Below are 25,884 nucleotides of genomic sequence, written 5' to 3'. Positions count from 1 at the left end.
TCTTTTGGCGCGCCCGTACATTCGACTCGACCAATAGATTGCGGCCGTGGGGAGGAGGGGCGTGTGATCGGAACACAAAGCTCATTTGCGTCCGACGTTTCCGTCCGCTGCATCTGGCCTGGCCCCGCCGCGCTGGGTGAGAGCCCGCTGTGGGATGCCCGCAGTGGACGCCTTTACTGGATCGACAGCCTGGGCCAGAGGATCTGGTTCCGCGCCGAGGCAAACGGCGAGTTCGGCGGTTGGGATCTTCCCGGAACGATCGGCAGCATCGGGCTGAGCCGCGTTGGTGGGCTGGTCGCGGCTATTGGCAATCGGATCGGGCTGGTCGATACGCGGACCGGGGCATTCACGGCCCGAAGCGCGCCGATCCCCCTGGCCGAGGGCCTGCGCCTGAACGACGGCAAGGTCGACCGGGCCGGGCGCTACTGGTGCGGCACGATGAACACCGCGTTCGACGCGCCCACCGCCGCGCTCTATCGCTTCGAGACGGACTTCACCTGGGTGAAGATGGACGAGGGTTTCGTGGTGTCCAACGGCATCGCATTCGCCCCCGGCCGGTTCTATTTCTCCGACAGCCGTTCGGACCGATCCTTCGTCTATGACTTCGATCTTGCCGAGGGGACGATCCGCAACAGGCGTCCCTTCGTCGATACCAGTGTCTACAATGGGCGGATCGACGGTACGACCGTCGACCGGGACGGCAACTACTGGGGCGCCCTGTTCGATGGCTGGGCGGTTGGATGTTTCGATGCTCAAGGCCAGTTGCTGCGCAGGATCGGGCTGCCGGTGCGTTGCCCGACCATGTGCGCCTGGGGCGGGCCGGCACTTGACCGTCTCTACGTCACCTCGGCGACCTTCCTGCTCGACGAGGCGGAATATGCAACGCAGCCTCTGGCGGGCGCGTTGTTCGAGATTACCGGGCTGGGCACGCACGGCCTGCCCGAACCGGAATTCGGTGCCGGGGAGAGCGGCGCCGGGAACGTCCCCTGAGCGGGACAGACGACCATTTGGGAGGAACAGGAATGAAGATCGAGAGACTTGGAAGCCTTGGCATGGCGCTGATAGCCGCGCTGGTCATGCTGGCCGGGCTGGCGCAGATGGTGTCGGCCGAGCCGCGCGTCACCCTGCAATTCGCGCATTGCTGCCCGGCGGAACACACGTTCGGGGTTTATGCCCACCAGTTCGCGGACCGCGTAGCCGAGAACTCCGGCGGCGAGATTGCCATCGAGGTGCTGGACGGCGGTGTGCTGGGCAGCGAGCAGGCGATCGCGCAGAAGGTCCAGCTGGGCGTGGTCGCCCTGGCCGGTATCACCTCGAACAACGTGGCACAGCTGGCGCCGGCGCTGAACGTGCTGGTGCTGCCCTACATGTTCGACGGGGTCGATGACCTGACCGGTGACGGCGGCCTGCTGCGGGCCGGCGCCTATCGCGACGCGCTGAACGAGCGGGTGCTGGCCGAAAGCGGCAGCCTGCGCGTGGTCGGCGGCTTTACCAACTCGTTCCGGTCGATCCTGGCGAAGAACCAGTGCATCGACACGATCGACGACCTGCAGGGGCTGAAGATCCGCGCGCCGAAGAACCCGGTGATGACGGCGATGTGGGACAGCTGGGGCGTGTCGACCTATCCCATCGCCTGGGGCGAGACATTCGGCGCGGTGGCGACGGGCGTGGTGGACAGCTTTGACAGCCCCACCGACGTCGTGCTCGACATGGGTTTTCACGAGCACATCAAATACGTGACCGAGGCCAGCTATCTGCCGATGGCGGGCGTCGTGATCGTCAACAACGATATATTCAGCGGGCTGAGCGAGGCCGACCAGGCGGTGCTGCTGAAATCGGCCGACGAGGTCGACCAGTCGCACGCGGCCCATGTCGCGGCGAATGCCGAGCGCGTTCGCAAGGAGCTGAGCGAGAACCACGGCGTGACCTTCTGCGAGTTGAAGGACCCGGAGGTCTGGAAGGAAAAGGCACAGGGCGCCTGGCCGAAGCTGTTCGAACTGGTCGGCGGCGGCGAGGCCTGGGTCGAGGAGACCAAGCACTACAAGGAAACCGGCACGCTGAACTGAGCGGCGCGCGCCCCGTCCGGCTTGACGCCGGGCGGGGCGGTGCCGAACGTTGTCGCAGCATATTTTGCGGGCGGAGAATTTCTTGAATGCTTGACCGACTGTCGTTCGGCTTCAACCGGCTGGAGCTGGTTGTGGCGAACCTGAGCCTGATCGTGCTTGTCCTCGTGCTCGCCGCGCAGGTGGTCTTCCGCTACGGGCTGGGCATCGGGTTGGCCTGGAGCGAGGAAGTCTCGCGCTTTGCCTTCGTCTGGTTCGTCTATATCTCGGCGAGCCTGGCGGCGCAGCGGGGCACGCATATCCGCGTGACTGTGGCGACGCGCTGGGTGCCGGGCGGGCAGCGGGTATCGCTGCTGCTGGCGGATGCGGTCTGGGTGGCCTTCAACGCCTGCGTCGTGGTGGCGGGCGTCCTGCTGTTGCAGCGGATGCTGAAATACCCGTCCTATTCGACCTCGCTGTTCCTGCCGCTTGCCTTTGTCTATACCATCATCCCGGTGGCCCATGCGCTGATGATCCTGCGGATTGTGCAGCGGCAGGTGGCGGCCTGGCGGCATGGCATCCCGGTGATCGCAGGCGAGGGGGAGGAGGTCTGATGCTCTTCGCCCTGGTCTTCGTGGTCTGCCTGTTGATCGGCGTGCCGATCTTTGCAGCGCTGGGCGTGCCGGCGCTGGTCGAGCTGCTGATGTCGCCGATCCCGCTCGCGTCGCTGGCGCACAGCCTGTTCGACGGGGTCGACAATTTCCCGCTGCTGGCGATCCCCTGTTTCGTGCTGGCCGGGGCGGTGATGGCGCGGGCCGGGATCACGGATGACATCGTCAACGTCATGCGGGCCCTGGTCGGCAAGGCCTGGGGCGGGCTGGCCATCGTCACGATCCTGAGCTGCATGTTCTTCGCGGCGATCTCGGGCTCGGGCCCCGGGACCGTGGCGGCCATCGGCACGCTGCTGATACCGGCAATGCAGCGCGACGGCTATCCGCGCGACTTTGCCGCCGCCGTCGCCTCATCGGGGGGGACGCTGGGCATCCTGCTGCCGCCCTCGAATCCGATGATCGTCTACGGGGTGCTTGCCAGCGTCTCGATCGGCGATCTGTTCCTGGCAGGGCTGGTGCCGGGGATCTTGATGGGGGCGCTGCTGATCGGGACGACCTGGTTCCTGTCGCGGCGCAACGGCTATCGGGGTAACCCCGTGCCCTTCGACCGGCAGGCCTTCCTGCGCTCGCTCTGGCAGGGCAAGTTCTCGCTCGCCACGCCCTTCGTGGTGCTGGGCGGGATCTACGGCGGCATATTCACGCCGGTCGAGGCCTCGGTGGTCGCGGTGGTCTATGCCGCACTGGTGGCGGTGGTGGTCAAGCGCAACATGGGCTTTGCAGACTTCTGGCAGGCGCTGGGCGAGGCCAGCACGGTCTGCGGCGGGCTGGTCGTCATCATGGGCACGGCGGTCTTTTTCGGCGAATTCCTGGCGCTGAACCAGATCCCGCAGAAGGTGGCTTCGGTGCTGCTGACAGTGACCGACGATCCGATCCTGATGCTGCTGCTCATCAGCGTGATCCTGATCATCCTCGGGATGTTCATGGAGACGCTGTCGACCATCATCATCCTGACGCCGATCCTACTGCCGCTGGTCAAGCAATTGGGCATCGACCCGATCCATTTCGGCATCATCCTGGTGGTGACGAGCGAGATCGGTTTCTTGACGCCGCCGCTGGGGGTCAACCTCTTCGTGGCGAGCAGCATCGCCAAGATGCGGATCGAGGACGTGGCGCGGCGGGTGATGCCGTTCATCCTTACGATCATCGTGGGGCTTCTGGTGCTGATCTGGTTCCCGCAGATCAGCCTGGTGCTGGTCGAGCTCAAACGCTGACCGGCACCAGGCGGGGGCTCAGGCGCCGAATGCTTCGATGGTGCGCCGGGCGCCCTCGGCGAGCGGAACGGCTTGCCAGCTGCCCAGCAAGGCCCGAAGCGGCGCATTGTCGATGCCCTCGGGCGCGGCGCGATGGATCGGGGCGGCGCTGACCTGAGCCTCGGGGCGCACGGCGCGGATGGCGGCCAGCACGTCGTCGATGCTGTCGATCGCGGTGGTCAGGTCGCTGACCACCGGCCGGTCCGGCGTCGCGGCAAGGCAGCGCAGGAAGATCTCGACCACCTCGTCGACGTGCTGGAAGCACATCGCGCCGGTGAAGGGGATCTCGTAGGCCTCGCCCCGCGCGGCGGCGCGCATCGCCAGGCTGATGGCGGCGGTCTCGCCCTCGACACGCTCGGGGCCATAGACCACGTTCGGGCGCAACCCGATGGACGCCAGGCCGTGGTCGAGAAAATGAACCTTGGAGATGTCCTCGCAGGCGGCCTTGTAGACGCCGTAGAGGTTGGCGGGGCTGTTCAGCGGCCCGCGCGGGCGGGCGGCCAGCGAGCTGGTGTAGACAAAGCGCGAGATCCCCAGCGCGCGGGCGACGTCGAGCGCGTTGAGGTGGCCGATCACGTTGACCTCGGCGCCCAGAACCGGGTTGGCGCGGCAGGCCGGGATCACCAGCGCGGCGAGATGGACGATAGAGGCGACGCCGTGGTCGGCTGCGACGCGGTGCAGGTCCTGCTGCTGGCGGATATCGCCCTCGACATAGGCGGCCCCGGCGATGCGCGCCTCGGGGGCGGGCGCGCGCAGGTCGAAGACGACGACGCTTTCGCCTAGTTCCACGAGGGCGCGGACCAGCGCGCGGCCCAGGAAGCCGGACCCGCCGGTGACGAGGACCGGGCCGAGCGGCGCGGCGGGCTTGAAGGGCAGGGCGGTCACGATGCCATTCCCTGTCCGCCGTTGACGTCGAGCAGCTGGCCGGTGACGAAGCCCGCCTCGTCCGCCGCGAAGAACAGGACGGCGGCAGCCACGTCCTCGACCCGGCCGGCGCGCCGCACCGGGATCGAGTCGAGCACGGCCTGTTGTTCCTCGGCGCTCATGCGCTGGTTCAGCAGGCTGATGACGCGCGGCGTGTGGATCGCGCCGGGGCAGACCGCGTTGCAGGTGATCCCGTGGGGGCCGAATTCCTGCGCAAGTTGCAGGGTCATCGACTGCATCGCGCCCTTGGCGGCGACATAGTTGCAGCCGGTGAACAGGCTGCCATAGCGCCCGGCCTTCGAGCCGAGGTTGATGACGCGGCCATAACGCCGCTGGACCATGCCGGGCAGGACGGCGCGCATGGTGCGCACGGCGGCGGTGACGTTGAGACCCATCACCCTTGCCCAGTCCTCTTCGGTTTCTTCGAAGAAGTCGCGCGGGGTGTGCAGCGAGCCGCCGGCATTGTTGACCAGGATATCAAAGGCGAAACCCTCGTCGATCAGGCCGCCAAGCGCGGTGGCGAGGCTAGACTCGTCCATCATGTCGACCTGGTGGAACGTCACGTGGGGCAGTTCGGCCTGCGCCCGTTCGATCGCCGCGGGATCGCGGTCGGTAACGACCACCCTTGCGCCCTCGCTGGCCAGCCGGGCCGCGATGGCCTTGCCCAGCCCCTCGGCGGCGCCGGTCACGAGCGCGGTGCGCCCTTCCACTCGTTTCATCAGTCCTCCCTGTCGGCGGTGGCCGACTCCTCAAAAGATCCTTGTGTTATTCCATTATAGACGACATAATACCGACAGGCAAAACTTAAGATCTGTGGCTGGAGGAAAGTGGGCGCGGATCGGAACGCTTGGCTCAAACGGGAGGAATACATGGAAATCAGGAAGTACGGCGCAGCGAAACGCGGAGCAAAGGCCCTGGTCGCGGCGGCCGCGCTGGCCGTGGCAGCGGGCGGCGCGATGGCGCAATCGAACCGGCCGGTCACCGTGATCGTGCCCTTCGCCGCCGGCGGCGGCACCGATATCACGACGCGCGCGATGCAGCAGGGTCTGTCGGAGTCGCTCGACGCCAATATCATCGTCAAGAACACCGACGGGGCAGGCGGCACTCTGGGTGTCGGCGAGGCGGCCCGGGCCCGTCCGGATGGGCGCACGCTGGCGATGGCTCCGGTGGGGCCGCTGACCACGCAACCGCACCTTCGCCAGCTGCCCTATGACATCGACAGCTTCGATTATGTCTGCCTCGCCTATTCGGCGCCAACTGTGATCGCGGTGAGAAAGGACAGCGAATACCAGACGCTGGACGATCTCATCGCATTTGCCAAGGCAAACCCGGGCAAGGTCACCTTCGCGGTGCAGGCCATTGGCTCGATCCCGCATATCGCCGGGCTTGCGCTGGCGGATGCGGCTGGGATCGAGATGACCTATCTGCCGGTGAACGGCGACGGTCCCGCGCTGAAGGCCCTGCTGGACGGCACCGCCGACGTCTTCATCCCGCACGTGTCCTTCTACACGAGCAATGCCGACCAGCTGAATTCGCTGGCCCTGCTGCAGAAGGGCCGCCTTGCCGAGCAGCCAGATCTCGTGACCGCGGCCGAGCAGGGCTATGCGCTCGACTTCCCGATCTGGGGCGGGCTGGTGACGCCGAAAGGCACATCTGCGGAAGACCTCACGCGGCTTGAGACTGGCTGCAAGGCGGCGGTCGAGTCTGAACCGTTCCAGGAGCGCATGAAGGCGGTCAAGCAGCCCTCGGCCTATCTGGGCGCGGCCGATTTCGCGGCCTTCGTGCAGGACAAATACGACACCAACCGCAAGCTGCTTGAAAAAGCGGGTCTGCTCTCGAAGTGACAATGATGCGCCGCTATGGTCGATCCATGGCGGCGCGCATCGGGGAGGGGGAGCGGATGAGCCGGGCAGGCATTATTCCGGGATCGACGGGCGAACGGGTCGTGGCGCTGGTGATCGTGCTGACGACTGCGCTGTTCCTGTCCTTGACCTTTGGCGAGGTCAGCGCCTTTGCGCGCCAGAGCGCCGGGCGCGGCCCGTATTTCTTTCCGCGCATCGTGCTGATCGGCCTCGTGCTGGCCGAATGCTTCCTGCTGTGGTCGGCCTTCGCGCGTGGTGAGAACGAGGAACGGCGGCCCGTGACGTGGAAGTTCGCCGGGCTGGTGCTGGCGACGGCGGGCTATTGCGCGCTGATCCCCTGGGCGGGGTTTCTGATCGCGAGCGCGCTCTATGGTCTGGCGGTGCCGCTCCTGCTGGGGCGGCGCGACGTGATCCTGCTGGCGGTGGTCAGCCTGGTCTACAGCGTGGCGCTGTGGATGCTGTTCGAGCGGGTGTTCCTCATCATCTTGCCGGCCAGCCCTTTCGACATCGGCTTCTGACACTCGGCAAGGACGACGCGCATGGATCTTCTGCTCAGCGCCGCTTCACAGATCGCGACGCCCATGACCGTGCTCTGCATCGTGCTGGGCACCGTCTTTGGCGTCATCATCGGTGTGCTGCCCGGTCTCGGTTCGGTCATCGGGCTGACCATGGTGCTGCCCTTCACCTTCTCGCTTGATCAGTTCCCGTCGATCGCCCTGATGCTGGGCGTCTATTGCGGTTCGGTCTATGGCGGGTCGATCACCGCGATCATCCTCAACACGCCGGGCACGCCACAGTCGGCGGCGACGGCGCTGGAAGGCTTCCCCATGGCCAAGGCCGGCAATGCCGATCTTGCCATCGGCTGGGTGACGACCGCCTCGACGCTGGGCGGGCTGTTCTCGGTCCTGGTCTTCGTGCTGGCCGGGCCGTGGCTTGCCCGGTTCTCGCTGCAGTTCACGCCAGTCGAGTATTTCGCGTTGGGCCTGTTTGCGATGACCTGCATCGCGGGCGTTTCCTCGGGGCATCTGGTCAAGGGGCTGGTGGCCGGCGGGATCGGGCTGATGCTGGCCTGCATCGGCGTCGACCCGGTGACGGGCGACATGCGCTATACCTTCGGCAGCTTCCAGCTGTCAGCAGGGATCGGGCTGATCCCGGTGATCGTGGGGCTGTTCGCCTATTCCGAGATGTTCCTGCGGGTGCTCGAGATCGACGATGAAAAGCCCGCAGCCTCGCATTTTCGGGTCGGCTTCCGGATGCCGCCCTGGCGGGAATGGCGGCTGAGGCTGGGGATGCTGCTGCGCGGTTCGGTGCTGGGCTCATTCGTCGGGGCGCTGCCGGGGACAGGCGCGGCCACGGCGGCCTTCATCGCCTATTCCGAGGCGCATCGCACGTCGAAGCGGCGCGAGAACTTCGGCAAGGGCGAACCCGATGGGCTGGTGGCCTGCGAGAGCGCCAACAACGCGGTGACCGGCAGCGCGCTGGTGCCGACGCTGGCGCTTGGTATTCCGGGCGATCCGGTGACGGCCGTGATGCTGGGCGCGCTGGTGATCCAGGGCGTCGCGCCGGGGCCGCAGCTTTTCCAGCAGAACCTCGACCTGGTCTATGGCATCTTCCTCTGCCTGATCGTGGTGAACCTGGTGATGTTCGCGGCCGGGGCGCTGGGGGCATCGGTCTTTACCCGCGTCCTGCGCATTCCCGAGCCGATCCTGATCGGGCTGATCCTGATCGTATCGACCGTGGGTGCCTATGGGGTCAGTGGCAGCATCTTCGACATCTGGATCGCCTTCTGTGCCGGAATCGCGGGCGCGGTGCTGCGCTATTTCAGCTATCCGCTGGCGCCTATCGTGATCGGCATGGTTTTGGGGCCGACCATCGAGATGTCGCTGCGCCAGGGGCTGATCCTGAGCGACGGCAACATCCTGGAATTCTTCCTGCACCCGATCGCTTCGGCGCTGTTCCTGCTGACCCTGGCGATGCTGTGCTGGCCCGCGCTCCGCGCCCGGAAGGCGCGGAGAGGGTGATCAGCGCAGCCCGGCCCCCAGCGCCGTGATCGCCTGCGCCGCCTTCAGCAGGCGGGGCAGGTGGGTTTCGATCAGAACCTCGCGCGGCAGGCGCGCCGCATTGCCGCCAAGGCTGATGGTGTAGAGGTCACCCGTCAGCGGATCGCGCACGGCGACGCCTATGGCATTGTGCTGCGGGTTCCACTCGCCGATGCTGTCGGAATAGCCCTGGACCGCCACCCGCTGCAGCGCCTCGTCGAGGGCGGCTTTCCGGGCCGGCCATTCCGAGCGGTAGAGCTTGGCGAGGCGGGCGTAGAGCTCTGCCCGCTCCTCCTCGTCCGTCGCGGCGAGATAGGCCCGCCCCGGCGCCGAAAGCGCCAGCGGGATCCGCGAGCCGACGTTGAGGTTCAGTGCTACGGCGGTGGGCTTGCGGATCAGCTCGACGAACATCATGTCGATGCCGTCCCGCACGCTGAGCGCGACCACGCAGTCGCCGCCCGCCGCCATTTCCTCGAGATGACTGCGCACGATCTCGGAAAAGCCGAAGCGGCCGATGGCGGCGAAGCCCAGGGTCAGCACCTGGTTCGAGACGGCGTATTTGCCGTATTCCGGCATGTAGCGCAGGTAGCCGAGCTTGGTCAGCGTTCCGAGCAGACGCGAGACGGTGGTCTTGTGCAACCCGGTGCGCTCGGCGATGGCCTGGGTGCCGAGGACCATGTCCTCGGCCCGGAAGGCGCGCAGGATCGACAGCCCCCTCGCCAGCGATGTGACGAAGGGTCTGTCGTCGTTGAGTGCCGCACTTCCGATGTCCTGCCGCGGGCGGCCGCGTCGCTTGGCGACCGGCGGTTCGTCGTTTGTATCGTTCATGGCGCGATCATAGACGATCCGGATTCGACTGTCTTTGTCCAATCCGTCGCGCCCGCGCTCCCGTCACTTCAGTGACGAGGGCGACAGGTCTCCGTAATCCGAGCAATCCCGGTGACTTGCAGCCGGATCGACCTTGACGTCGATCACCACCGGACCGCCGCGGGCGTGGCCCTCGCGGATCGCATCGCCGATCTGGTCGGCTTCGGTGACGGTGATGCCAGAACCGCCCAGGCCCTCGGCCACCTTGGTGAAGTCGTGGTCGTTGAAGTCGACCCCGATGGCCTGGTTGCCAAGGTTGTCGCGCACCATGCCGAGGCCGGCGTTGTTGGCCACCAGGTAGACGACGTCGATCCCCTGTTCGGCGGCGGTCGCCACCGCGTCCATCGTCATCACGAAACCGCCGTCGCCGATGACGCCGGTTACGCGGCGGTCGGGGCAGGTGATCTTGGCGCCGGTCGCGGCCGGCGTGCTCCAGCCCATGCCGCCGATGCCGCCGGGGGCCACCAGCTGGTGCGGGTGGCGCAGCGGCAGGCGCGAGGTGGCCCAGATGCGGTTGGTGCCGGCGTCGAGCGTCAGCAGATCCTGCGGGCCGAGGAAATCGCCCACCGCGCGCATGATGTCGGCGTAATGGACGGTGCCGGGGCGGGTGTCGTAGTGGGGCAGCACGCCATAGTCGTTGCCGGTCTTCAGCGCGGCGATGTGCTGGATGCGCTGGTCGCGGGTGTTGGCGGGCGCGGCTTCGGTGGTCAGCAGGAAGTCGACGACATCGGCGACATCGGCCGTCACCGCCTGATCCACCGGCAGGACCCAGCCGGCGTTCAGCGGGTCGATGTCGACCTGGATGATGGTCTGGTCGCCGGGCCGCATCATCTGGGCGTCGCGGAAGCGGGTGTATTCCGGCCCGAGGCTGCATCCGAGCACGAGGATCACGTCGGCCGACTGCACCATGCGGTTGGCGGCGGCCGAAGCCCAGGTGCCCATCATGCCGACGGCGATGGCGCTGGTTTCGTCGATGGTGCCCTTGCCGTGATAGCTGGAGGCGACGGCGATGCCGTCACGCTCGGCCAGCTGCTGCAGTTTCGCGCCCGAGCGGCTCATGTAGACGCCGTTGCCGGCAATGATGACCGGATTCTTCGCGCCCTTCAGCGAGGTGGCGATTTGTTCCAGCGCGGCGCGGTTCGGCACCATCGGCGTGCTGCGCAGGTAGCCTTCGGTCGGGTAGAGCGTGGCGCGGGTGGCCTCGGGCACCTCCTGCTTGATGATGTTGGTGCGCATCAGCATGGCGGCCGGGCCCTGGCGGGGGGTCATGGCGTGCTTGATGGCGAGCTGCGTGCCATAGATCGCCTCGGCCGGGGTGGTGGCGTAGGTGGCGTATTTGGTCATCGTCTTGAGCACGGCAAAGGCGTCGCCCGCGCCGTAATCGCCGGTCATCGTCTGGTAAACGCCGTATTGCGCGAACCCGTCATAGCAGGAGGTGTCGGTCATGATGACCATGGGCGTCGAGGAGAAATAGGCCTCGAGAATGCCGAAGGCGCCGGTGGAGGTGGCGAAAGGACCCTGGGCCATCAGCAGCCCCGGCTTGCCGGTCAGTTTGCCGGCGACCTGGGCCATGACCGAGGCGCATTGCTCGGAGCGGGCCAGGACCAGTTCGAACTCGTCCTTGCGGTCGAAGAAGGCCGGCAGCGACCAGGTGATGCCGAGACCGGGCAGGGTGAAGCCGCGGGTGATGCCGGCTTCGATGAACGTCTTGATGACGCCTTCGTTGGTTTTCATGGAGTCCTCCTCTCATCCTTGCGGGCACCCTACTGCCGGTCAATAATTCCGACAAGTGCAATTATATACCGATATACGCATTTTGTGTGGAGCGATGAACGCGCGGATGCCACCCACGCGCGCCGCAAGCGGAGCGCGTGGGGTGCGGGACACCGTTCATTTTCGAGGGTGGGGGCGCAGGCTGGCGGCCATGCGACTGCGAGCGCCGCGCGCTGGTCCCGGACGGTTGGGGAACCGCCGGGAACTGGGGCGCAAAGGAAACAGCCTGCCCCAGTTTATGGCCGAAGCAGGCCGCGCATGGTGTCTTGCGAAACGCCGATGCCGAGCGGCAGGCCGCGCGGGCGGGCTCTACCCGAGTTCGGCCCGCACGATGGCCGCGCCCTGGGCCATGGCCTTCATCTTGCCGAAGGCCACGTCGCGCGGCAGGTATTTGAGGCCGCAGTCCGGCGCCACGACGATCTTCGCGGCATCGACATGGGGCAGGGCGCGTCGGATGCGGGCGGCGATGATCTCGGGCGTTTCGACGGTCATGTCGGCCAGGTTCAGCACCCCGAGGATCACGGTCTTGCCCCGGATCTGTTCCAGCACCGAGGTATCGAGGTTCGCCTGCGCAGTCTCGATCGACACCTGGTCGCAGAGGCAATCCTTGAGCTGCGGCAGGAAGGAATAGCCGTCCGGCCGGCTCTTGGTCATCGCGGCGTAGCCAAAGCAGATGTGCACCGCCGTGGTGCCCGCCGCCCCCTCGAGCGCGGCGTTCAGTGCTTCGAGGCCGTATTCCTCGGCCAGCTCCGGCTTGGCCTGCATCCAGGGCTCGTCAAGCTGAACCACATCGGCCCCGGCGGCAAAGAGGTCGGCCATCTCTTCGCGCACGGCGCGGGCGTAATCCATCGCCACCGACCGCACGTCGGCGTAGTGGTCGTTCTGGGCCTGCTGGCTGAGGGTAAAGGGGCCGGGCAGGGTGATCTTCACCTTGCGGTCGGTGTGGGCCTTGAGGAACTTGAGGTCTTCCACCTCGACCGGCCGGGTCCGGCGGATCGGCCCGATGATGCGCGGCACCGGCACCGGCTGGCCCGAGCGCGTGATGACGGTGCCGTAATTGTCCAGGTCCAGCCCGTCGAGCGCGGTTGCGAAGCGGTTGGAATAGCTCTCGCGCCGGATCTCGCCGTCGGTGATGATGTCGAGCCCGGCCTCTTCCTGTTCGCGGATCGCGATGCGGGTGGCGTCGTCCTGGGCCTCGGCCAGCAGCGGTTCGGGAATGCGCCACAGCTCCTTGGCGCGGGTGCGCGGCGGGAACTGGCCCTTGAGCTTTTCACGGTCGATGAGCCAGTCGGGCTGGCAGTAGCTGCCGACGAGGGATGTGGGAAACAGCATCGAATTTCTCCAGTTGCAGGCGGAGCCCGGCGGGCCGCCAGATTTCCGGCGATCAGGCGAACAGATCGTGGGCCACGCCCGCCTTTGCGTAGATATGGTCGCGGCTCTGTTCCAGTTCGCGGCGCAGCTTGTCGAGGTCGTGGCCCAGCAGGCGCCCGCGCCATTTGCGGATCTGGCCGGCGACCATGACGGTGTCGACGTTCGAACGGTCCATCAGCGTCACCACCGCGCCGGGCACGTTGTTGAGCGGCGCGACGTTGATCGCCTCGGCGTCGAGCAGCAGGATATCGGCCTCCTTGCCCGGCGTCAGCGAGCCGGTCTTGTGGTCGAGCCGCAGCCCCTTGGCCCCTTCCAGCGTCGCATGGCGGATGGCGTCCACGCAGCGCATGAGCGGCGGGAACTCGGCCGCGCCCGACAGGGCGGATTCATTGGCGAGCATCCGCTGCAGCGTGAGCAGGCCGCGCATCTGGGTAAAGAAATCGGCCGACATGGTGCATTCGACATCAGAGGAGAGCGACACCGACATGCCCAGATCGAGTGCCTTCTGGATCGGCGGCATCCCGTGGCGCATGTGCATCTCGATCGGCACCGAAAGCGACACATGCGCCCCGGCATCCGCCGCGGCCTTCCAGGCGTCGTCGGTCATGCCCGTCATGTGGATGAAGATGTTGTCGGGGCCGAAGACGCCCTGCCTGGCAAGCGCATCGAAGGTCGGCGTCATGCCGAAGGTGGTCACAACGTGCAGCGCGATTTGCAGGTCCAACTCGCGCCCGATCTTCCAGGCCTCCTCGTAGCCCTCGATGTAGATCTCGCCGCCCATCACCATGGTCAGCAGGCCATCGTCCGAGGAGAAATACTGCTCTCTCAGGCGGCGCGCATCCTGCGGGTATTTCTTGCCCTCCCACCAGCCCTCGAAATAGCCGAACACCCCGCGCCGCCCGGCGTCGGCCAGGCCCTTGACCACCGCGTCGGAATGTTCCGGCGAATGGTGGATCTGGCTGACATCCATCACCGTGGTCACGCCCGCGTCGAGCTGGGCAAGGCCGCCGTAGAGCTCGTTGATATAGACGTCCTCGGGCCGGTAGTGGTGCGAGAAGTTCAGCAGCATGGTTTCATAGTAATTGCGGGCATTCTCGGGGCGTCCGTCGTTGACGACGATCGCATCCGCCAGGCTCGACCTCAGCCCGGTCTCGAACTGATGGTGATGGGTGTCGATGAAGCCCGGCATGACGATCTTGCCCGCGGCGTCGATCACCTGCGCGTCGCCGGCATCGATACGGGCGGCGACCTCCAGGATCCGCGCCCCTTCGATCAGCACGTCGCCCTGTGCGAAATTGCCGACGGCGTTATCCATCGACAGCACCGACCCGCCGCGGATCAGGATCCGCGTGCCGCCCCGCCCGCTGTTGCGGGGCATGGCCCCGGTTGCGGTGCCGAGGCCCGAGCTGCCGGGGGCGTCGGCCATGGCCCGGAACGGATGCGGCGCGCGGGCCGGCGACATGGCCCCGGCGGTCGAATTGCAGAACCTGCACATGGTGTCTCTCCTCCCCGAAAGACGGTTCTCATCAGCCTCGCAACACGGATTGCAGCACCGGATAGCGGGATATGGCATGGGCGATATGCGAGGCAGCCTCGTGCAACGCGGGCAGGCGTTCGCTGACCAGGCTTTCCGGCGTCACGATGCCGGTATAGCCCGAGGTGTTCAGCGCCGCGATCGTGTTGCCCTCCATGTCGCGGATCGGGACGGCAAGGGCGGTGATGCCGTAATCGAGTTGGTCCACCGTGGTCGCATAGCCGTCGCGCCGCACGACCTGGATCTCGGCCCGCAGCGCCTGGCGGTTCGTGCAGGTCTTCGAGGTCAGCCGCTCGGGTGTGTAGCTTTCGAGGTAGGCGTCGAGACGGTCATCGGGCAGGGCGGCCAGCAGGACGCGCCCCATCGATGTGGCATAGGCCGGATAGCGCGCGCCGGCCACGGCGGCCGCGCGGCGCGCGCGCTGAACCGAGTAATGCGCGACGTAGATCACATCCTCGCCGTCGAGGGTGCCGACAGACGAGGCATCGCCGAAGCGACCGACGATCTCGCGCAGGTCATCCTGCAGCACCTCGTCCAGCCGCGCCGAGAAGTAGAAGGCCGAGCCCAGCGCCATGATCTTGGGCTTGAGGTGGAACTGCTTGTCCTTCTGGCCGACATAGCCCAGTTCCATCAGGGTCAGCAGAGACCGCCGCGCTGCCGCCGGGCTGAGACTGGCCCGGCGCGCCACCTCGGACAGCGTCATCGCCGGATGGGCGACGTCGAAGGATTCGAGGATGGCGATGCCCTTGGCCAGCGCCTCGACGAATTCGGCAGGTCTGCTAGAGGTCTTTTCCAACGCATGTCACCCTTCGGGTGCAAGCACGAAGTCGAATTCGCAGATCGCATCCGGTTTCTTGTCGAGCTTGTAGCCAAGCGCCTCCACGTCCTTGGCCGGCTTCAGCTTGGCGATGAGCGAGCGGCGTACCCCGAAGACGGCATCGTTGTCGATGTATTCCGTGTTCTCCATGAAGACTTCGGTGGTGATCGAGCTCATGCCTGGCGCGCGGACGATGTAGTGCAGGTGCAGCGGCCGCCAGGCGTGGCGGTTGCCGGCGCGCAGCAGCCGTCCGACGGGGCCGTCGTAGGGCACCGTATAGGGCTTGGGCAGGACGGTGGTGTAATAGTAGCGGCCATTGGCATCGGCCTCGAAGACCCCGCGCAGGTCGAACTTGTCCTGCCCCTGGTCCTGTTCCTGGATCGGGTAGGTGCCGGCGGCATCGGCCTGCCAGGTGTCGAGGATTGCGCCCGGCAGCGGGTTGTGCAGCGAGTCGGTCACCTTGCCGTGGACCAGCACCGTCACCCCGTCGCGGCCGTCCGAGATATCGGAGCCCAGCGCCTTGCGCGGTGCGTTGTCGAGGTAGAAGGGGCCGAGGTTCGAGCCCTCTGTGGCGCCGCCCTTGGTGTTGATCATGTCGACAAGGGCCGAGAAGCCCAGGACATCCGACAGCAGGATGAACTCATGCCGTTCCGGCGTCGAGATCTGCCCGCAATCGTAGAGGAAGTTCAGCACGCCGATCCATTCCTCATGGGTCAGGTTGTGCTCACGCGTGTAGTCATGAAGGTGGTCGATCAGCCCGCGCAGCAGCTGTTCAAAGCGGCTCCCCGGCTCGGTCTTGAACGACTGCTTCACCGCTTCGGTGATGGTGAACTGGTTGATATCGCGCATCTGTTTCCCTCCCGCTGGCCCGTCCCCGGCCTCCTGCGACATTGCGGCTTGACTTGACGGTAGTGCGTGTCAATATCTTCGGCAAGAGAAAACTTTTTCGCACAGCGAAAATATTGGAGCGAAAAATGCGCATCGGAAAACAGGAGCAGGCCTATACCGCGATTGCGACCTCGGATGCCGAGAGCATCACGGTGCGCGGCCTTGATCTGTGCGACGAGCTGATCGGCAGGATCGGCTTCACCGACTATTTCTGGCTGCTGGTGCTGGGCGAGAAACCGTCCGAGGCGCAGCGGCAGATGATGGACGCCTGCCTGGTGGCGATTGCGGAACATGGGTTGGTGCCGTCGGTGCAGGCGGCCCGCATGACGCTTGCCGCCGGGCCGGACGCCTGGCAGGGCGCGATGGCGGCCGGGCTGCTTGGCATGGGCAGCGTCGTAGCGGGCAGTTCCGAGGCGGCGGGCCTCTACCTTGTCGAGGTCGTCGAGAAGGCAAGGGCCGAAGGGACCGACATCGAGGCCGCCGCGATCGCCAGCCTGGAAGAGCACAAGGCCAGCCGGCGCAAGGTGGCAGGGCTTGGGCATCCGCAGCATTCGGGCGGAGACCCGCGTGCGGACAGGCTGCTGGCCATCGCCGACGATCTCGGGATCTCGGGCACCTATATCGAAACCCTGCGGATCCTGGGCAAGCACGCGACCGGCATCGTCGGGCGGCCCCTGCCGATCAACGTCTCGGGCGCGATCCCCGCCTGCATCCTCGATGCGGGCTGGCCGGTGCAGGCGGTCAAGGCGGTGCCGCTGCTGGCGCGGGCCGCGGGCCTTTCGGCCCATCTCTTCGAAGAGGCGCAGCGGTCGATCGGGTTCATCATGTCGCATCAGGCGGATCTTGCCATCGCTTACGACGGCAAGCCGTCGCGGCACAAAAGCGCGGCGGAATAGGCCATGGTCCGGATATTGGAAGGCTTCCGCGTCGTCGAACTGGGAACCTATATCACCGGGCCTGCCGCCGGGATGCATCTTGCCGACCTAGGCGCCGATGTGATCAAGGTCGAGCGGCCGGGCGAGGGCGATCCTTTCCGCGCCTTCAAGGGCGGGCTCTATTCGCCGCACTACCAGACCTACAACCGCAACAAGCGGTCCATCGCTCTGGACACCAAGCAGCCCGACGATTTGGCCATCCTGCATGACCTCGTGGCGACGGCCGATGTCTTCATCCAGAACTTCCGCCCCGGCGTGGCCGAGAAGCTGGGCGCGGGCGAGGCGGATCTGCGCAGGATGCGGCCCGACCTGATCTATTGCGCGATCTCGGGGTTCGGCACTTCCGGGCCGTCGCGGGACCGGCCCGCCTTCGATACCGTCGCGCAGGCCGCGAGCGGTTACCTGCGGCTGCTGACTCCGCCCACCAATCCGCGGGTGATCGGACCGGCCATCGCCGATTCTGTCACCGGGCAATATGCCGCGATGGCCTGCCTGGCTGCGTTGCTGGAGCGGTCGAAGACCGGCAAGGGACGGCGGATCGACATTTCGATGCTTGAAGCCATGGCGCATTTCAACCTCGACAGCTTCACGCATTACTACTCGGTGGGCGAGGTGATGGGTCCGCTGTCCCGTCCGGTGGTGTCGCAGTCCTACACCTTCGAATGCGCGGACGGGAAATGGGTGGCCATCCACCTCTCCTCGCCGACCAAGTTCTGGCAGGGTCTGCTGACGGCGACCGGCCAGGAACAGCTGGCCGAGGATCCCCGGTTCAGCGAGCGGCTGGAGCGTATCCGCCATCAGGACGAGCTGATCGCGCATTTCACGCCGATCTTCCGGGGCCGGACCCGCGACGACTGGTGCGCGCTGTTGCTGGCGAACGAGGTGCCGCATTCACCGGCCTACGACTCGGACGAGGCGCTTGAAGACCCGCAGGCGCAACACCTGCAGCTCAAGGTTTCTGCGCCTTCGACCGAACTCGGGATGTTCACGACGGTCCGCGCCCCCTACAATTTCGACGGAGCACCCGAACTGGAGGTGCTGCCGCCGCCCGTGCTCGACGAGCACGGCGCCGAGATCCGCGCAGAACTCGCACGTAGAAAGGCGGGGTGACGCGACCGAGACCTGGGAATGACCGGTCGGGGAGGAGACCTGTCGGACAAGACATCTTCTGCACTCGGCACGCCAAGGGCGGGCAGGGATGAAGGTGAGCAAGGCAAAGGGCGGCCGTGGCCGCGCGACAGACACAAGAGGGAGGAAAGACATGAATTTCATTCGCGGCGCGCTTCTCGCAAGCGTTCTCGCCCTGCCGGTTCACGCGCAGGAAACCATCAACCTGACGGTGGCCTCAAGCCACCCCACCGTCGTGCCCTGGGTCGGGTTCATCCAGTCCCACTTCATGGCGAAGACGGACGAGTTGCTGGCGAAGACCGGCAACTACAAGATCGAATGGAACGAGGCCTTTGGCGGCCAGCTGTACAAGGCCAACGCCACGCTCAGCTCGGTCGAGGAGGGGGTGACCGATATCGGCTGGGTCTTCTCCTTCCTGGAGCAGGCCAAGCTGCCGTTGAGCCAGGCCTCTTCCAACGCGCCTTTCGCCACGTCGAACCCGCCGGCGCTGCTCGAAACGATGCAGGAGCTGATCGACAACAACGAAGCCTTCCGCAACGAATGGGAAAGCCACAACCTCAAGGTGCTCGGGCTGACGGCGACCGACCTCTATGACTTCTACCTCAAGGAGCCGATCGCGGGGATCGACGACCTCGCGGGGCGCAAGATCTCGGCGCCGGGCGTGCTGGGCAACTGGCTGCGGGGGACGGGCGCGAATGCCGTCGATGGCGCACTGACCACCTATTACACCGACGTGCAGACGGGCGTGTCGGACGGTGTGCTCTCGCTCGCGCTGGGCGCGCTGCCGATCAAGCTTTACGAGGTTGCGCCCTATATCGCGCGGTTCGATGGCGGGGCGGTCTTCTCGGGCGCGGTGGCGATCAACCGCGACTCGTGGGATGCGCTGCCCGAGGAGGTGCAGGCGGCTATGGTCGAGGCCGGGAAATACTATACCGTTTCGCACGCACAGGACCTGGTGAGCCGGCACGAATTCGCACTGAACAAGATGGTCGAGCTTGGCGCGGGCCAGAACCCGGCTGTGCAGATCATCCAGATGCCCGAGGGCGAGACCGCCAAATGGGTGTCCAAGCTGCCCGACATCGCGGGTGACTGGGCCGCACCGCTCGAGGCGCGGGGCATCCCGGCCAAGGCCTTCCTGGCCGACTACATGACCCGGCTGCGCGAAAAGGGCGAGAAGCCGGCCCGTAACTGGGACCAGTAGGGCGCGCCCGTGGCAGGAAATGACCAGACAATCGGCGCGGCCCCGGATGGGCCGCGCCTTCGCGAAGCCGGGCTGGCGCGGGTCTGGCGGTGGGTGGTCGAAGGCTTTGCCGCCGCCGGCACCGTGCTGATCGGCATCCTCATGCTGATCGTCTGCGCCGATATCGTCGCGCGCAACTCGGCCGGGGCCTCGCTGCCGCTGGTCTCCGAGGCCGGCGCCTTGCTGGTGGTCCTGCTGGTGGCCCTCCAACTCGCCGCGAATGTCCGCTCGCGACGATTGGCGCGGACCGAGATCTTCATCCTGCCCTTCACTCAGCGGTTCCCCCGAGCGGGGGCCATCCTGAACGCCGCATTCGACCTCGTCGGCGCGGCGGTGCTGGGCATCGTCGCCTGGGCGACCATCCGTATCCTGGAAAAGGACCTCGCCTCGTCCGAGTTCATCGGCATCGTCGGCATGGCGACCATGCCGACCTGGCCGTTCCGCCTGCTGATCCTCATGGGCTTTGCCGTCGCCGCCATCGAATTCGCCGTCCGCTGCATCGCCGAACTTCGCAACTTCGGGAGGGTCAGGACGTGAGCCCGGTCGAAATCGGCAGCCTCTGCGTTGCGGCCCTCATCCTGCTGATCTTCATCGGTATGCCGATCGGGATCGGAATGCTTGCCGTCTCGCTGGTGGGTGTCTCGTTCATCCGCAGCGATACGGTGGCCATCCGCATGATGGCGCAAGTGGCCAACGACAGCCTGGAGGAATACCTCTTCGCGGTCGTGCCTCTCTTCGTGCTGATGGGGTTGCTTGTCACCATATCCGGGGTGGGGCGCGACACTTTCGACGTCTTCGAGCGGCTGCTTCGGCGGCTGACGGCCGGGCTCGGCATCGCGACCGTCTTCGCCAATGCCGTCTTTGCCTCGATCACCGGAATCTCCATCGCCTCGGCCACCGTTTTCAGCCGTGTCGCCGTGCCCGAAATGACGCGCCACGGCTACACCAAGCGCTTTGCGACCGGGGTGGTGGCTGGGTCGTCGGTGCTGGGAATGCTCATCCCGCCCTCGCTGCTGATGATCGTCTATGCGGTGATCGCCGAGCAGTCGGTGGGTCGCATGTTCCTGGCGGGCATCGGCCCCGGCATCCTGCTGTCGCTAATCTTCGCCGCGACCATCGTGCTCCTTGCCCGCAGGCGGCGCGACTTCGTCTTCGAGGCGGACGAGAACACGGCGGCCTATGAAGACCTCGGCCTTGCCGCGATGCTGCGCAAGTCGGTGCCGATCCTGATCCTGATGCTGCTCGTGCTGGGGGGCCTCTATGGCGGCTTCTTCAACCCGACCGAGGCGGGGGCGGCGGGGGCTTTCGGTGCGCTGGTCATTGCGCTGCTGCGCCAGTCGCTGGACCGCAAGACCTTCTGGAGCCTGCTGGTGGAGACCGGCCAGATCACCGTCTCGGTGCTCTTCCTGATCCTGGCAGCGACCTTCTTCAGCCGGATGCTGGCGCTCTCGGGTGTGCCGCGCGAACTGGCACATGTGCTGCTCTCCGGGTCGCTGGGGCCCTACGGTTTCTTGGTCTTCTACCTGCTGCTTATCATCCTGCTCGGGTGCCTGATCGACTCGATCTCGATCATGCTGATCCTGCTGCCCATCGCGCTGCCAGTGGCCAGCGCGGCCGGGTTTGACTTGATCTGGTTCGGGGTGCTGACCGTCGTGGCGGTAGAGATGGGGTTGCTGACACCACCTTTCGGGCTGTCGGTCTATACGATCAAATCCGCTATCGACGACCCCGATCTGCGTGTCGGCGACATATTCCGGGGGGCTTTTCCCTTTGTCATCGCGATGCTGGTCGCGCTGGCCATGATCGCGATATTCCCGCCGATCGCGACATGGCTGGCCGGTGCGTGAAGCGGGAGGTCTGTTCCATCAAGACGACCCGCGAGGGGTTTGACTTTCGCAGCGAAATCCGCACTGCCTTCACCGGCAGCCAGACCAGAAACGACAACAGTAAAGGAAGACCTTCATGCGGCTTGTCAGCTTCGAACGTCCCGACGGCACCCGCTCCTACGGCACCACAGACGGTGCAACCATCCGCGATGCCGGGGCCGAACTTGGTGGCACCTGGCCCGATTTGCGAGTCGTGCTCGAGGCTGGCGCGGTGGCATCGCTGGCAGGCAAGGGGCCCGAGATCGCCCTTGATGCGGTGAAGCTGCTGCCGCCGATCCCGGAGCCGGAGAAGATCCTCTGCATCGGCCTGAACTACCTGCCGCATATCCTGGAATCCGGCCGCGACAAGCCCGAGTATCCCTCGATCTTCACGCGCTACCCGTCCTCGCTCGTCGGCCACGGCACCCCGCTCGAACGGCCGAACGCCAGTCGCGAACTGGATTACGAAGGCGAACTGGCCGTCGTCATCGGCGCCGCCGGCCGGCATATCCCGGTGGAGAGGGCATGGGATCACATCGCCGGCTACTCGGTTTTCAACGATGGATCGGTCCGCGACTATCAGAACCACACGACCCAGTTCTGGCCCGGCAAGAGCTTTGAGCGGTCCGGCTCGATGGGGCCGTGGATCGTCACCCCGGACGAGGTCGGCGACATCACCGCGCAGACACTGACGACCACGGTGAACGGCAATGTCGAACAGCATACGCCGATCACGGACCTGGCCATCGGCATCCCGGAACTGATCGCCTATGCCTCGACCGTGCTGACGCTGAAACCGGGCGACGTGATCGCCACCGGCACGCCGGGCGGCGTCGGGCGCTATCGCAAGCCGCAGCTCTTCCTGGAACCAGGTATGTCGGTCGAGGTCGAGATCACCGGCGTTGGGCGGCTGGTGAACGGGGTGGTCGACGAAGGCCGCTGAACCTGCGAGAGCTTGCACAAGCGAACAGAAAGCAAGGAGCTGAACATGGCACGCACAATCATCATCGAGGAAGTGGGCGGTCCCGAGAACATGAAGTTGGTCGACTGGCCGGTTGGCGATCCGGGTCCGGGCGAGATCCGGATCCGGCACAAGGCCTGCGGTCTTAACTTCATCGACGTCTACCAGCGCACCGGGCTTTATGCGATGAAACTGCCCCATGCCCTGGGGATGGAAGCCGCCGGCATTGTCGAGGCGGTCGGCCCCGGCGTGACCCACCTCAAGGAGGGCGACCGCGCGGCCTATGCCTCGATGCCTCCCGGAGCCTATAGCGAGGCGCGCGTGATGCCCGCAGCGCAGGTCTGCCCGCTGCCCGATGCGATCAGCTTTGAGCAGGCGGCGGCGATCATGCTGCAGGGCCTGACGGTGGAATACCTGTTCCACCGCACCACGCCGATCGGCAAGGGCGACAGTGTGCTGTTCCACGCCGCGGCCGGGGGTGTCGGCCTCTTTGCCTGCCAATGGGCCCGCTCCGAGGGGATCGAGCTGATCGGCACCGCCGGATCGGACGAGAAATGCGCGCTGGCCAAGGCGGCGGGCGCCGATCACGTCATCAACTATCGCAGCGCCGATTTCGTCGCCGAGGTGAAGAAGATTACCGGCGGCAAGGGGGTCGACGTGGTCATGGACGGCGTCGGCAAGGATACCTTCGAGGGCTCGCTCGACTGCCTGAAGCCGCTCGGGATGATGATCTCCTTCGGCAACGCCTCGGGCCCGGTTCCGCCGGTCAACCTGCTGACGCTCGCAGCGAAGGGATCGCTCAAGCTGACGCGCGCGACGCTCTTCACCCATATTGCCGACCACGCCAAATGCCAGGAAATGGCGCAGCACCTGTTCTCGAAGGTCGTCTCGGGCGACGTAAAGGTGAACATCGGCCAGACCTTCCCGCTGGAAGAGATCGCCGCCGCGCATCGCGCGCTGGAAGGGCGGCAGACCACCGGCTCAACCATCATCACGCTCTGATTACGCTCGGGCCGGGGGCTGTGCCTCTGGCCCGTTTCCGCGTCAGGCGGCCTTCTTCAGCGCCTTCTCGGCTTCCGACTTCAGCTCCTTGCAGGAGCCCAGGAAATCGGCCACCAGCTCGATCAGGGCCATGATCTCCTTCTTCTCGGCAGAGGCGTCGATTTCCTTCTTCTGCTTCTTCAGCGCGTCCTGATAGGTCTTGTTCAACTTGGTCAGCTTGTCGAGCATACCATCACCCAGCTTGATCTTCTTCGCCGCGTCCTTCGGATCCTTTTCGGCGTTCTGGTAGGCGTCGTCATAGGCATCCGCCGTGGCATGGGCGAGCTTCTCGACCTGCTTCTGTCCCTTCTTGCGCGCCCCGGCCTCGAGCACCTTGGGTAGTTCGCCGCCCGAGGACTTGGAGACCGTCTTCTTGAGGATCACCTGCATCGTGGCGTCCTCCTTGGCGGCATAGAAGAGTTCCACGAACTTGAGCGTGCCATAGACATTGGCCGCTTCGGTCAGTGATTCGATCTCGTCCTTGACCGAAGCCAGGAACTTGTCGGTCTCCTTCTTGTCGCCGCCCGAGGGCTTTTCCTTCTTCAATTCCTTCTCGACCTTCTCGAAACGGGATTTCAGCGTGTCGCGCAGTTTCTCGGCTTCGCCGCAGAATTCACTCAAGGCCTTTATCTCGGACTTGTGTTCGCCAGTCGCCTTTTTCCATTCCTTGAAACTTTTCGAAAAATCGGAATTGCTTTCGAAATCGGCGAGTTTCTTGCCCTTTTCGCCCGATTCAATCGCCTTCTGGATCGCCTCGCGCACCTCGGTCTCGATGTCCCAGGCGACGTTGACCTTGGCGATCACGCTCTTCTTGATCTTGGTCCCGGCGCTCTCGGTGTAGGGCTTGCACTTGGGCTGCAGCTTCTTGAACTCGGTCTTCAGCTTGTCCAGTTCCTTGCCCATCGTCACATGCTCCCTCAACTCGTCCTCTGGGACCGCGCCTGCGGCCTCGCACCGCTGGCACTTCCCGTTCCGCAGCGGTATGCTAGGGCATCCCTGAGCACGAACCAAGGATTGATGCCCGTGCGTGACCTCAAGATTCCGTCTCAGCGCCACCCCGAGAAGGCGCATCTCCCCGACAATGCCCAGCCGAAGAAGCCGGCCTGGATTCGGGTCAAGGCGCCCGGTGGCAAGGGCTATGCCGATACCGCGCGGATCATGCGTGACAACAAGCTGGTCACCGTCTGCGAAGAGGCCGGCTGCCCCAACGTCGGCGAATGCTGGAGCCAGGGCCACGCCACCATGATGATCATGGGCGAGGTCTGCACCCGCGCCTGCACCTTCTGCAACATCGCCACCGGCAAGCCGCCCGAGGCACTCGACGCCTTCGAGCCCGGCCGGGTGGCCCATGCGGTCGAGAAGCTGGGGCTGAACCACGTTGTCATCACCTCGGTCGACCGTGACGACATCGAGGACGGCGGGGCCGAGCATTTCGCCCAGACCATCCGCGCGATCCGCCACCGCAGCCCCGCGACCACCATCGAGATCCTGACGCCGGACTTCATCCGCTGCGACCCAAAGGTGCTGGAAGTGGTGGTCGAGGCGCGCCCCGATGTGTTCAACCACAACCTGGAAACCGTTCCGGGCCTCTATCCCGAAGTGCGCCCCGGCGCGCGTTATTTCCATTCGCTGCGGCTGCTGCAACGGGTCAAGGAACTCGACCCGATGATGTTCACCAAGTCGGGCATCATGGTCGGCCTCGGCGAGGACCGTCAGGCGGTGATCCAGGTGATGGAGGACATGCGCGCCGCCGACATCGACTTCCTGACCATCGGACAGTATCTCCAGCCGACGCCGAAACACCACCGGGTCGATCGCTTCGTCACGCCCGAGGAATTCGCCAGCTACGAGAAGGTGGCCTATAACAAGGGCTTCCTGATGGTCTCGGCGACGCCTCTGACGCGGTCTTCCTACCACGCCGGCGACGATTTCGCCCGCCTGCGCGAGGCGCGCCGGAAGAAGGTCACCCGCGCCTAGGAAAGGGACTCATAGAACCTGAGCCAGACGCGAGACGAAGCGAGTTGGACAGCTGCGAGGTCGTTTCTAGCTGTCTTCCCGTAGCGGGGTGCGACTTTTCGGAAGTAACTGAGTTTGTTGAAGATCCGCTCGACAAGGTTGCGCTGTCGATAGAGCGCCGCATCGACCGAGCGCTGGACCTTCGCGCTTTGTGGGAATATGCCCCCGCCCGCCATGAGCTGCGATGAGGTCGAGGATGGGCGGGCGTCATATCCGCGGTCGGCCACGACATCTCCCGGTGCGGAATGAGCCGACAGACGCTCTACAACCGCCACCTTGTCGGAGTCTTGGCGCGGAGAGAAGGTAATTGCCACAGGCAGGCCGCGATGATCGACCATCGCGTTGATCTTGGTGCTCAATTCTAGACGAGAGCGACCGATGGCGTGATCTTCGCCCCTTTTTTCTCGAGGCCGCATGCTGATGGGCGCGGACGATCGAGCTATCGATTAACTGAATGCAGTCGGGGGGAACTTTCCGCAAGGGTTTCAAAGACCTGCACCCAGGCCCCCACCTTGGCCCAGCGGTTTGATCGGTTTCATATGGTTGTGTGGGGGCCGCAGCGTTCGGGCAAGTCCCTCCAGGGAGAGCCATTTCTGGGTACCAAGATGATCCCGTTGAGCCTCCGCCGATCATCCGCCCGCGCCATGCTCACCTCCAATG

26 protein-coding genes are annotated in these 25,884 nt (G+C 65.6%); 15 read left to right on the top strand and 11 right to left on the bottom strand.

Annotation, left to right across the window (positions count from 1 at the left end):
• Window positions 1–63 precede the first annotated feature (63 nt).
• The 4 genes from IE266_RS08700 (at window position 64) to IE266_RS08685 (ending at window position 3,924) form a co-directional block, all read left to right on the top strand.
• A complete protein-coding gene (locus tag IE266_RS08700; protein ID WP_189679674.1) occupies window positions 64–990 on the top strand; it encodes an SMP-30/gluconolactonase/LRE family protein in 927 nt (308 codons plus the stop codon).
• 32 nt (window positions 991–1,022) lie between these two features.
• On the top strand, window positions 1,023–2,066 hold the full coding sequence (locus tag IE266_RS08695) for a TRAP transporter substrate-binding protein (RefSeq protein WP_189679673.1): 1,044 nt from the start codon (window positions 1,023–1,025) through the stop codon (window positions 2,064–2,066).
• An 86-nt stretch (window positions 2,067–2,152) separates the two neighbouring features.
• Entirely contained in the window at window positions 2,153–2,656 is a 504-nt protein-coding gene (locus IE266_RS08690; RefSeq protein WP_189679672.1) for a TRAP transporter small permease, read from the top strand.
• Window positions 2,656–3,924, top strand: coding sequence for a TRAP transporter large permease (locus tag IE266_RS08685; RefSeq protein ID WP_189679671.1), 1,269 nt, complete (start codon window positions 2,656–2,658; stop codon window positions 3,922–3,924). Before IE266_RS08690 ends, IE266_RS08685 begins: the two co-directional genes overlap by 1 nt.
• Before the next feature lie 18 nt (window positions 3,925–3,942).
• Here IE266_RS08685 and IE266_RS08680 read toward each other — a convergent pair whose 3' ends face one another.
• Window positions 3,943–4,848: an NAD-dependent epimerase/dehydratase family protein gene (locus IE266_RS08680; protein WP_189679670.1), complete on the bottom strand. Its 906-nt coding sequence runs from the start codon at window positions 4,846–4,848 to the stop codon at window positions 3,943–3,945.
• The gene (locus IE266_RS08675; protein WP_189679669.1) at window positions 4,845–5,606 is read right to left on the bottom strand and encodes an SDR family NAD(P)-dependent oxidoreductase; all 762 of its coding nucleotides are present in this window, start codon (window positions 5,604–5,606) and stop codon (window positions 4,845–4,847) included. The genes IE266_RS08680 and IE266_RS08675 overlap by 4 nt, the downstream gene beginning before the upstream one ends.
• A 150-nt stretch (window positions 5,607–5,756) precedes the next feature.
• Between IE266_RS08675 and IE266_RS08670 the strand changes: the two genes are divergently transcribed.
• The 3 genes from IE266_RS08670 to IE266_RS08660 are packed head-to-tail and all read left to right on the top strand — an operon-like array spanning window position 5,757 to window position 8,770.
• A complete protein-coding gene (locus IE266_RS08670) occupies window positions 5,757–6,731 on the top strand; it encodes a tripartite tricarboxylate transporter substrate binding protein (protein ID WP_189679668.1) in 975 nt (324 codons plus the stop codon).
• A 56-nt stretch (window positions 6,732–6,787) separates the two neighbouring features.
• Entirely contained in the window at window positions 6,788–7,267 is a 480-nt protein-coding gene (locus IE266_RS08665) for a tripartite tricarboxylate transporter TctB family protein (protein WP_189679667.1), read from the top strand.
• Window positions 7,268–7,288: 21 nt separating this feature from the next.
• Window positions 7,289–8,770, top strand: a complete 1,482-nt coding sequence (locus IE266_RS08660) for a tripartite tricarboxylate transporter permease (protein WP_189679666.1) — start codon at window positions 7,289–7,291, stop codon at window positions 8,768–8,770.
• Here the strand turns inward: IE266_RS08660 and IE266_RS08655 are convergent, their stop codons facing one another.
• The 6 genes from IE266_RS08655 to IE266_RS08630 form a co-directional block, all read right to left on the bottom strand.
• The gene (locus IE266_RS08655) at window positions 8,771–9,616 is read right to left on the bottom strand and encodes an IclR family transcriptional regulator (protein WP_189679665.1); all 846 of its coding nucleotides are present in this window, start codon (window positions 9,614–9,616) and stop codon (window positions 8,771–8,773) included.
• Between the two features lie 63 nt (window positions 9,617–9,679).
• Window positions 9,680–11,389, bottom strand: coding sequence for a thiamine pyrophosphate-binding protein (locus IE266_RS08650; protein ID WP_189679664.1), 1,710 nt, complete (start codon window positions 11,387–11,389; stop codon window positions 9,680–9,682).
• A gap of 348 nt (window positions 11,390–11,737) precedes the next feature.
• A complete protein-coding gene (locus IE266_RS08645; RefSeq protein WP_189679663.1) occupies window positions 11,738–12,760 on the bottom strand; it encodes a uroporphyrinogen decarboxylase family protein in 1,023 nt (340 codons plus the stop codon).
• Window positions 12,761–12,812: 52 nt separating this feature from the next.
• Window positions 12,813–14,294, bottom strand: a complete 1,482-nt coding sequence (locus IE266_RS08640) for an amidohydrolase family protein (RefSeq protein ID WP_189679662.1) — start codon at window positions 14,292–14,294, stop codon at window positions 12,813–12,815.
• A 31-nt stretch (window positions 14,295–14,325) separates the two neighbouring features.
• Window positions 14,326–15,129: an IclR family transcriptional regulator domain-containing protein gene (locus IE266_RS08635; RefSeq protein ID WP_189679661.1), complete on the bottom strand. Its 804-nt coding sequence runs from the start codon at window positions 15,127–15,129 to the stop codon at window positions 14,326–14,328.
• A 6-nt stretch (window positions 15,130–15,135) separates the two neighbouring features.
• The gene (locus IE266_RS08630; RefSeq protein ID WP_189679660.1) at window positions 15,136–15,999 is read right to left on the bottom strand and encodes a dioxygenase family protein; all 864 of its coding nucleotides are present in this window, start codon (window positions 15,997–15,999) and stop codon (window positions 15,136–15,138) included.
• A gap of 125 nt (window positions 16,000–16,124) precedes the next feature.
• Between IE266_RS08630 and IE266_RS08625 the strand changes: the two genes are divergently transcribed.
• The 7 genes from IE266_RS08625 (at window position 16,125) to IE266_RS08595 (ending at window position 23,169) form a co-directional block, all read left to right on the top strand.
• A complete protein-coding gene (locus tag IE266_RS08625) occupies window positions 16,125–16,934 on the top strand; it encodes a citryl-CoA lyase (protein WP_189679659.1) in 810 nt (269 codons plus the stop codon).
• A 3-nt stretch (window positions 16,935–16,937) separates the two neighbouring features.
• On the top strand, window positions 16,938–18,083 hold the full coding sequence (locus IE266_RS08620) for a CaiB/BaiF CoA transferase family protein (RefSeq protein WP_189679658.1): 1,146 nt from the start codon (window positions 16,938–16,940) through the stop codon (window positions 18,081–18,083).
• Window positions 18,084–18,234: 151 nt separating this feature from the next.
• Window positions 18,235–19,302 (top strand): C4-dicarboxylate TRAP transporter substrate-binding protein, encoded by a 1,068-nt coding sequence (locus IE266_RS08615; protein ID WP_189679657.1) that lies wholly within the window; start codon window positions 18,235–18,237, stop codon window positions 19,300–19,302.
• A gap of 9 nt (window positions 19,303–19,311) precedes the next feature.
• Window positions 19,312–19,878, top strand: a complete 567-nt coding sequence (locus IE266_RS08610; RefSeq protein ID WP_229863957.1) for a TRAP transporter small permease subunit — start codon at window positions 19,312–19,314, stop codon at window positions 19,876–19,878.
• Window positions 19,875–21,188 (top strand): TRAP transporter large permease, encoded by a 1,314-nt coding sequence (locus IE266_RS08605; RefSeq protein ID WP_189679656.1) that lies wholly within the window; start codon window positions 19,875–19,877, stop codon window positions 21,186–21,188. Before IE266_RS08610 ends, IE266_RS08605 begins: the two co-directional genes overlap by 4 nt.
• A 115-nt stretch (window positions 21,189–21,303) precedes the next feature.
• Window positions 21,304–22,149, top strand: coding sequence for a fumarylacetoacetate hydrolase family protein (locus IE266_RS08600; RefSeq protein ID WP_189679655.1), 846 nt, complete (start codon window positions 21,304–21,306; stop codon window positions 22,147–22,149).
• A gap of 45 nt (window positions 22,150–22,194) precedes the next feature.
• Entirely contained in the window at window positions 22,195–23,169 is a 975-nt protein-coding gene (locus IE266_RS08595) for a quinone oxidoreductase family protein (protein ID WP_189679654.1), read from the top strand.
• A gap of 42 nt (window positions 23,170–23,211) precedes the next feature.
• Here IE266_RS08595 and IE266_RS08590 read toward each other — a convergent pair whose 3' ends face one another.
• Window positions 23,212–24,111, bottom strand: coding sequence for a hypothetical protein (locus tag IE266_RS08590; protein WP_189679653.1), 900 nt, complete (start codon window positions 24,109–24,111; stop codon window positions 23,212–23,214).
• 120 nt (window positions 24,112–24,231) lie between these two features.
• Here IE266_RS08590 and lipA point away from each other — a divergent pair, with 120 nt between their 5' ends.
• The gene (gene lipA / locus IE266_RS08585; protein ID WP_189679652.1) at window positions 24,232–25,185 is read left to right on the top strand and encodes a lipoyl synthase; all 954 of its coding nucleotides are present in this window, start codon (window positions 24,232–24,234) and stop codon (window positions 25,183–25,185) included.
• Here the strand turns inward: lipA and IE266_RS08580 are convergent.
• Entirely contained in the window at window positions 25,182–25,583 is a 402-nt protein-coding gene (locus IE266_RS08580) for a transposase (RefSeq protein ID WP_189679651.1), read from the bottom strand. The genes lipA and IE266_RS08580 overlap by 4 nt on opposite strands.
• Before the next feature lie 176 nt (window positions 25,584–25,759).
• Window positions 25,760–25,870 (bottom strand): transposase, encoded by a 111-nt coding sequence (locus IE266_RS27285; protein WP_189679650.1) that lies wholly within the window; start codon window positions 25,868–25,870, stop codon window positions 25,760–25,762.
• Between the last annotated feature and the right edge of the window lie 14 nt (window positions 25,871–25,884).

The sequence above is a fragment of the Seohaeicola zhoushanensis genome, assembly GCF_014656415.1.
Taxonomy (GTDB): Bacteria; Pseudomonadota; Alphaproteobacteria; order Rhodobacterales; family Rhodobacteraceae; genus Seohaeicola_A; species Seohaeicola_A zhoushanensis.
Note: the sequence above shows the minus strand (reverse complement) of the source record. Positions and strands in the feature narration are given on the sequence as shown.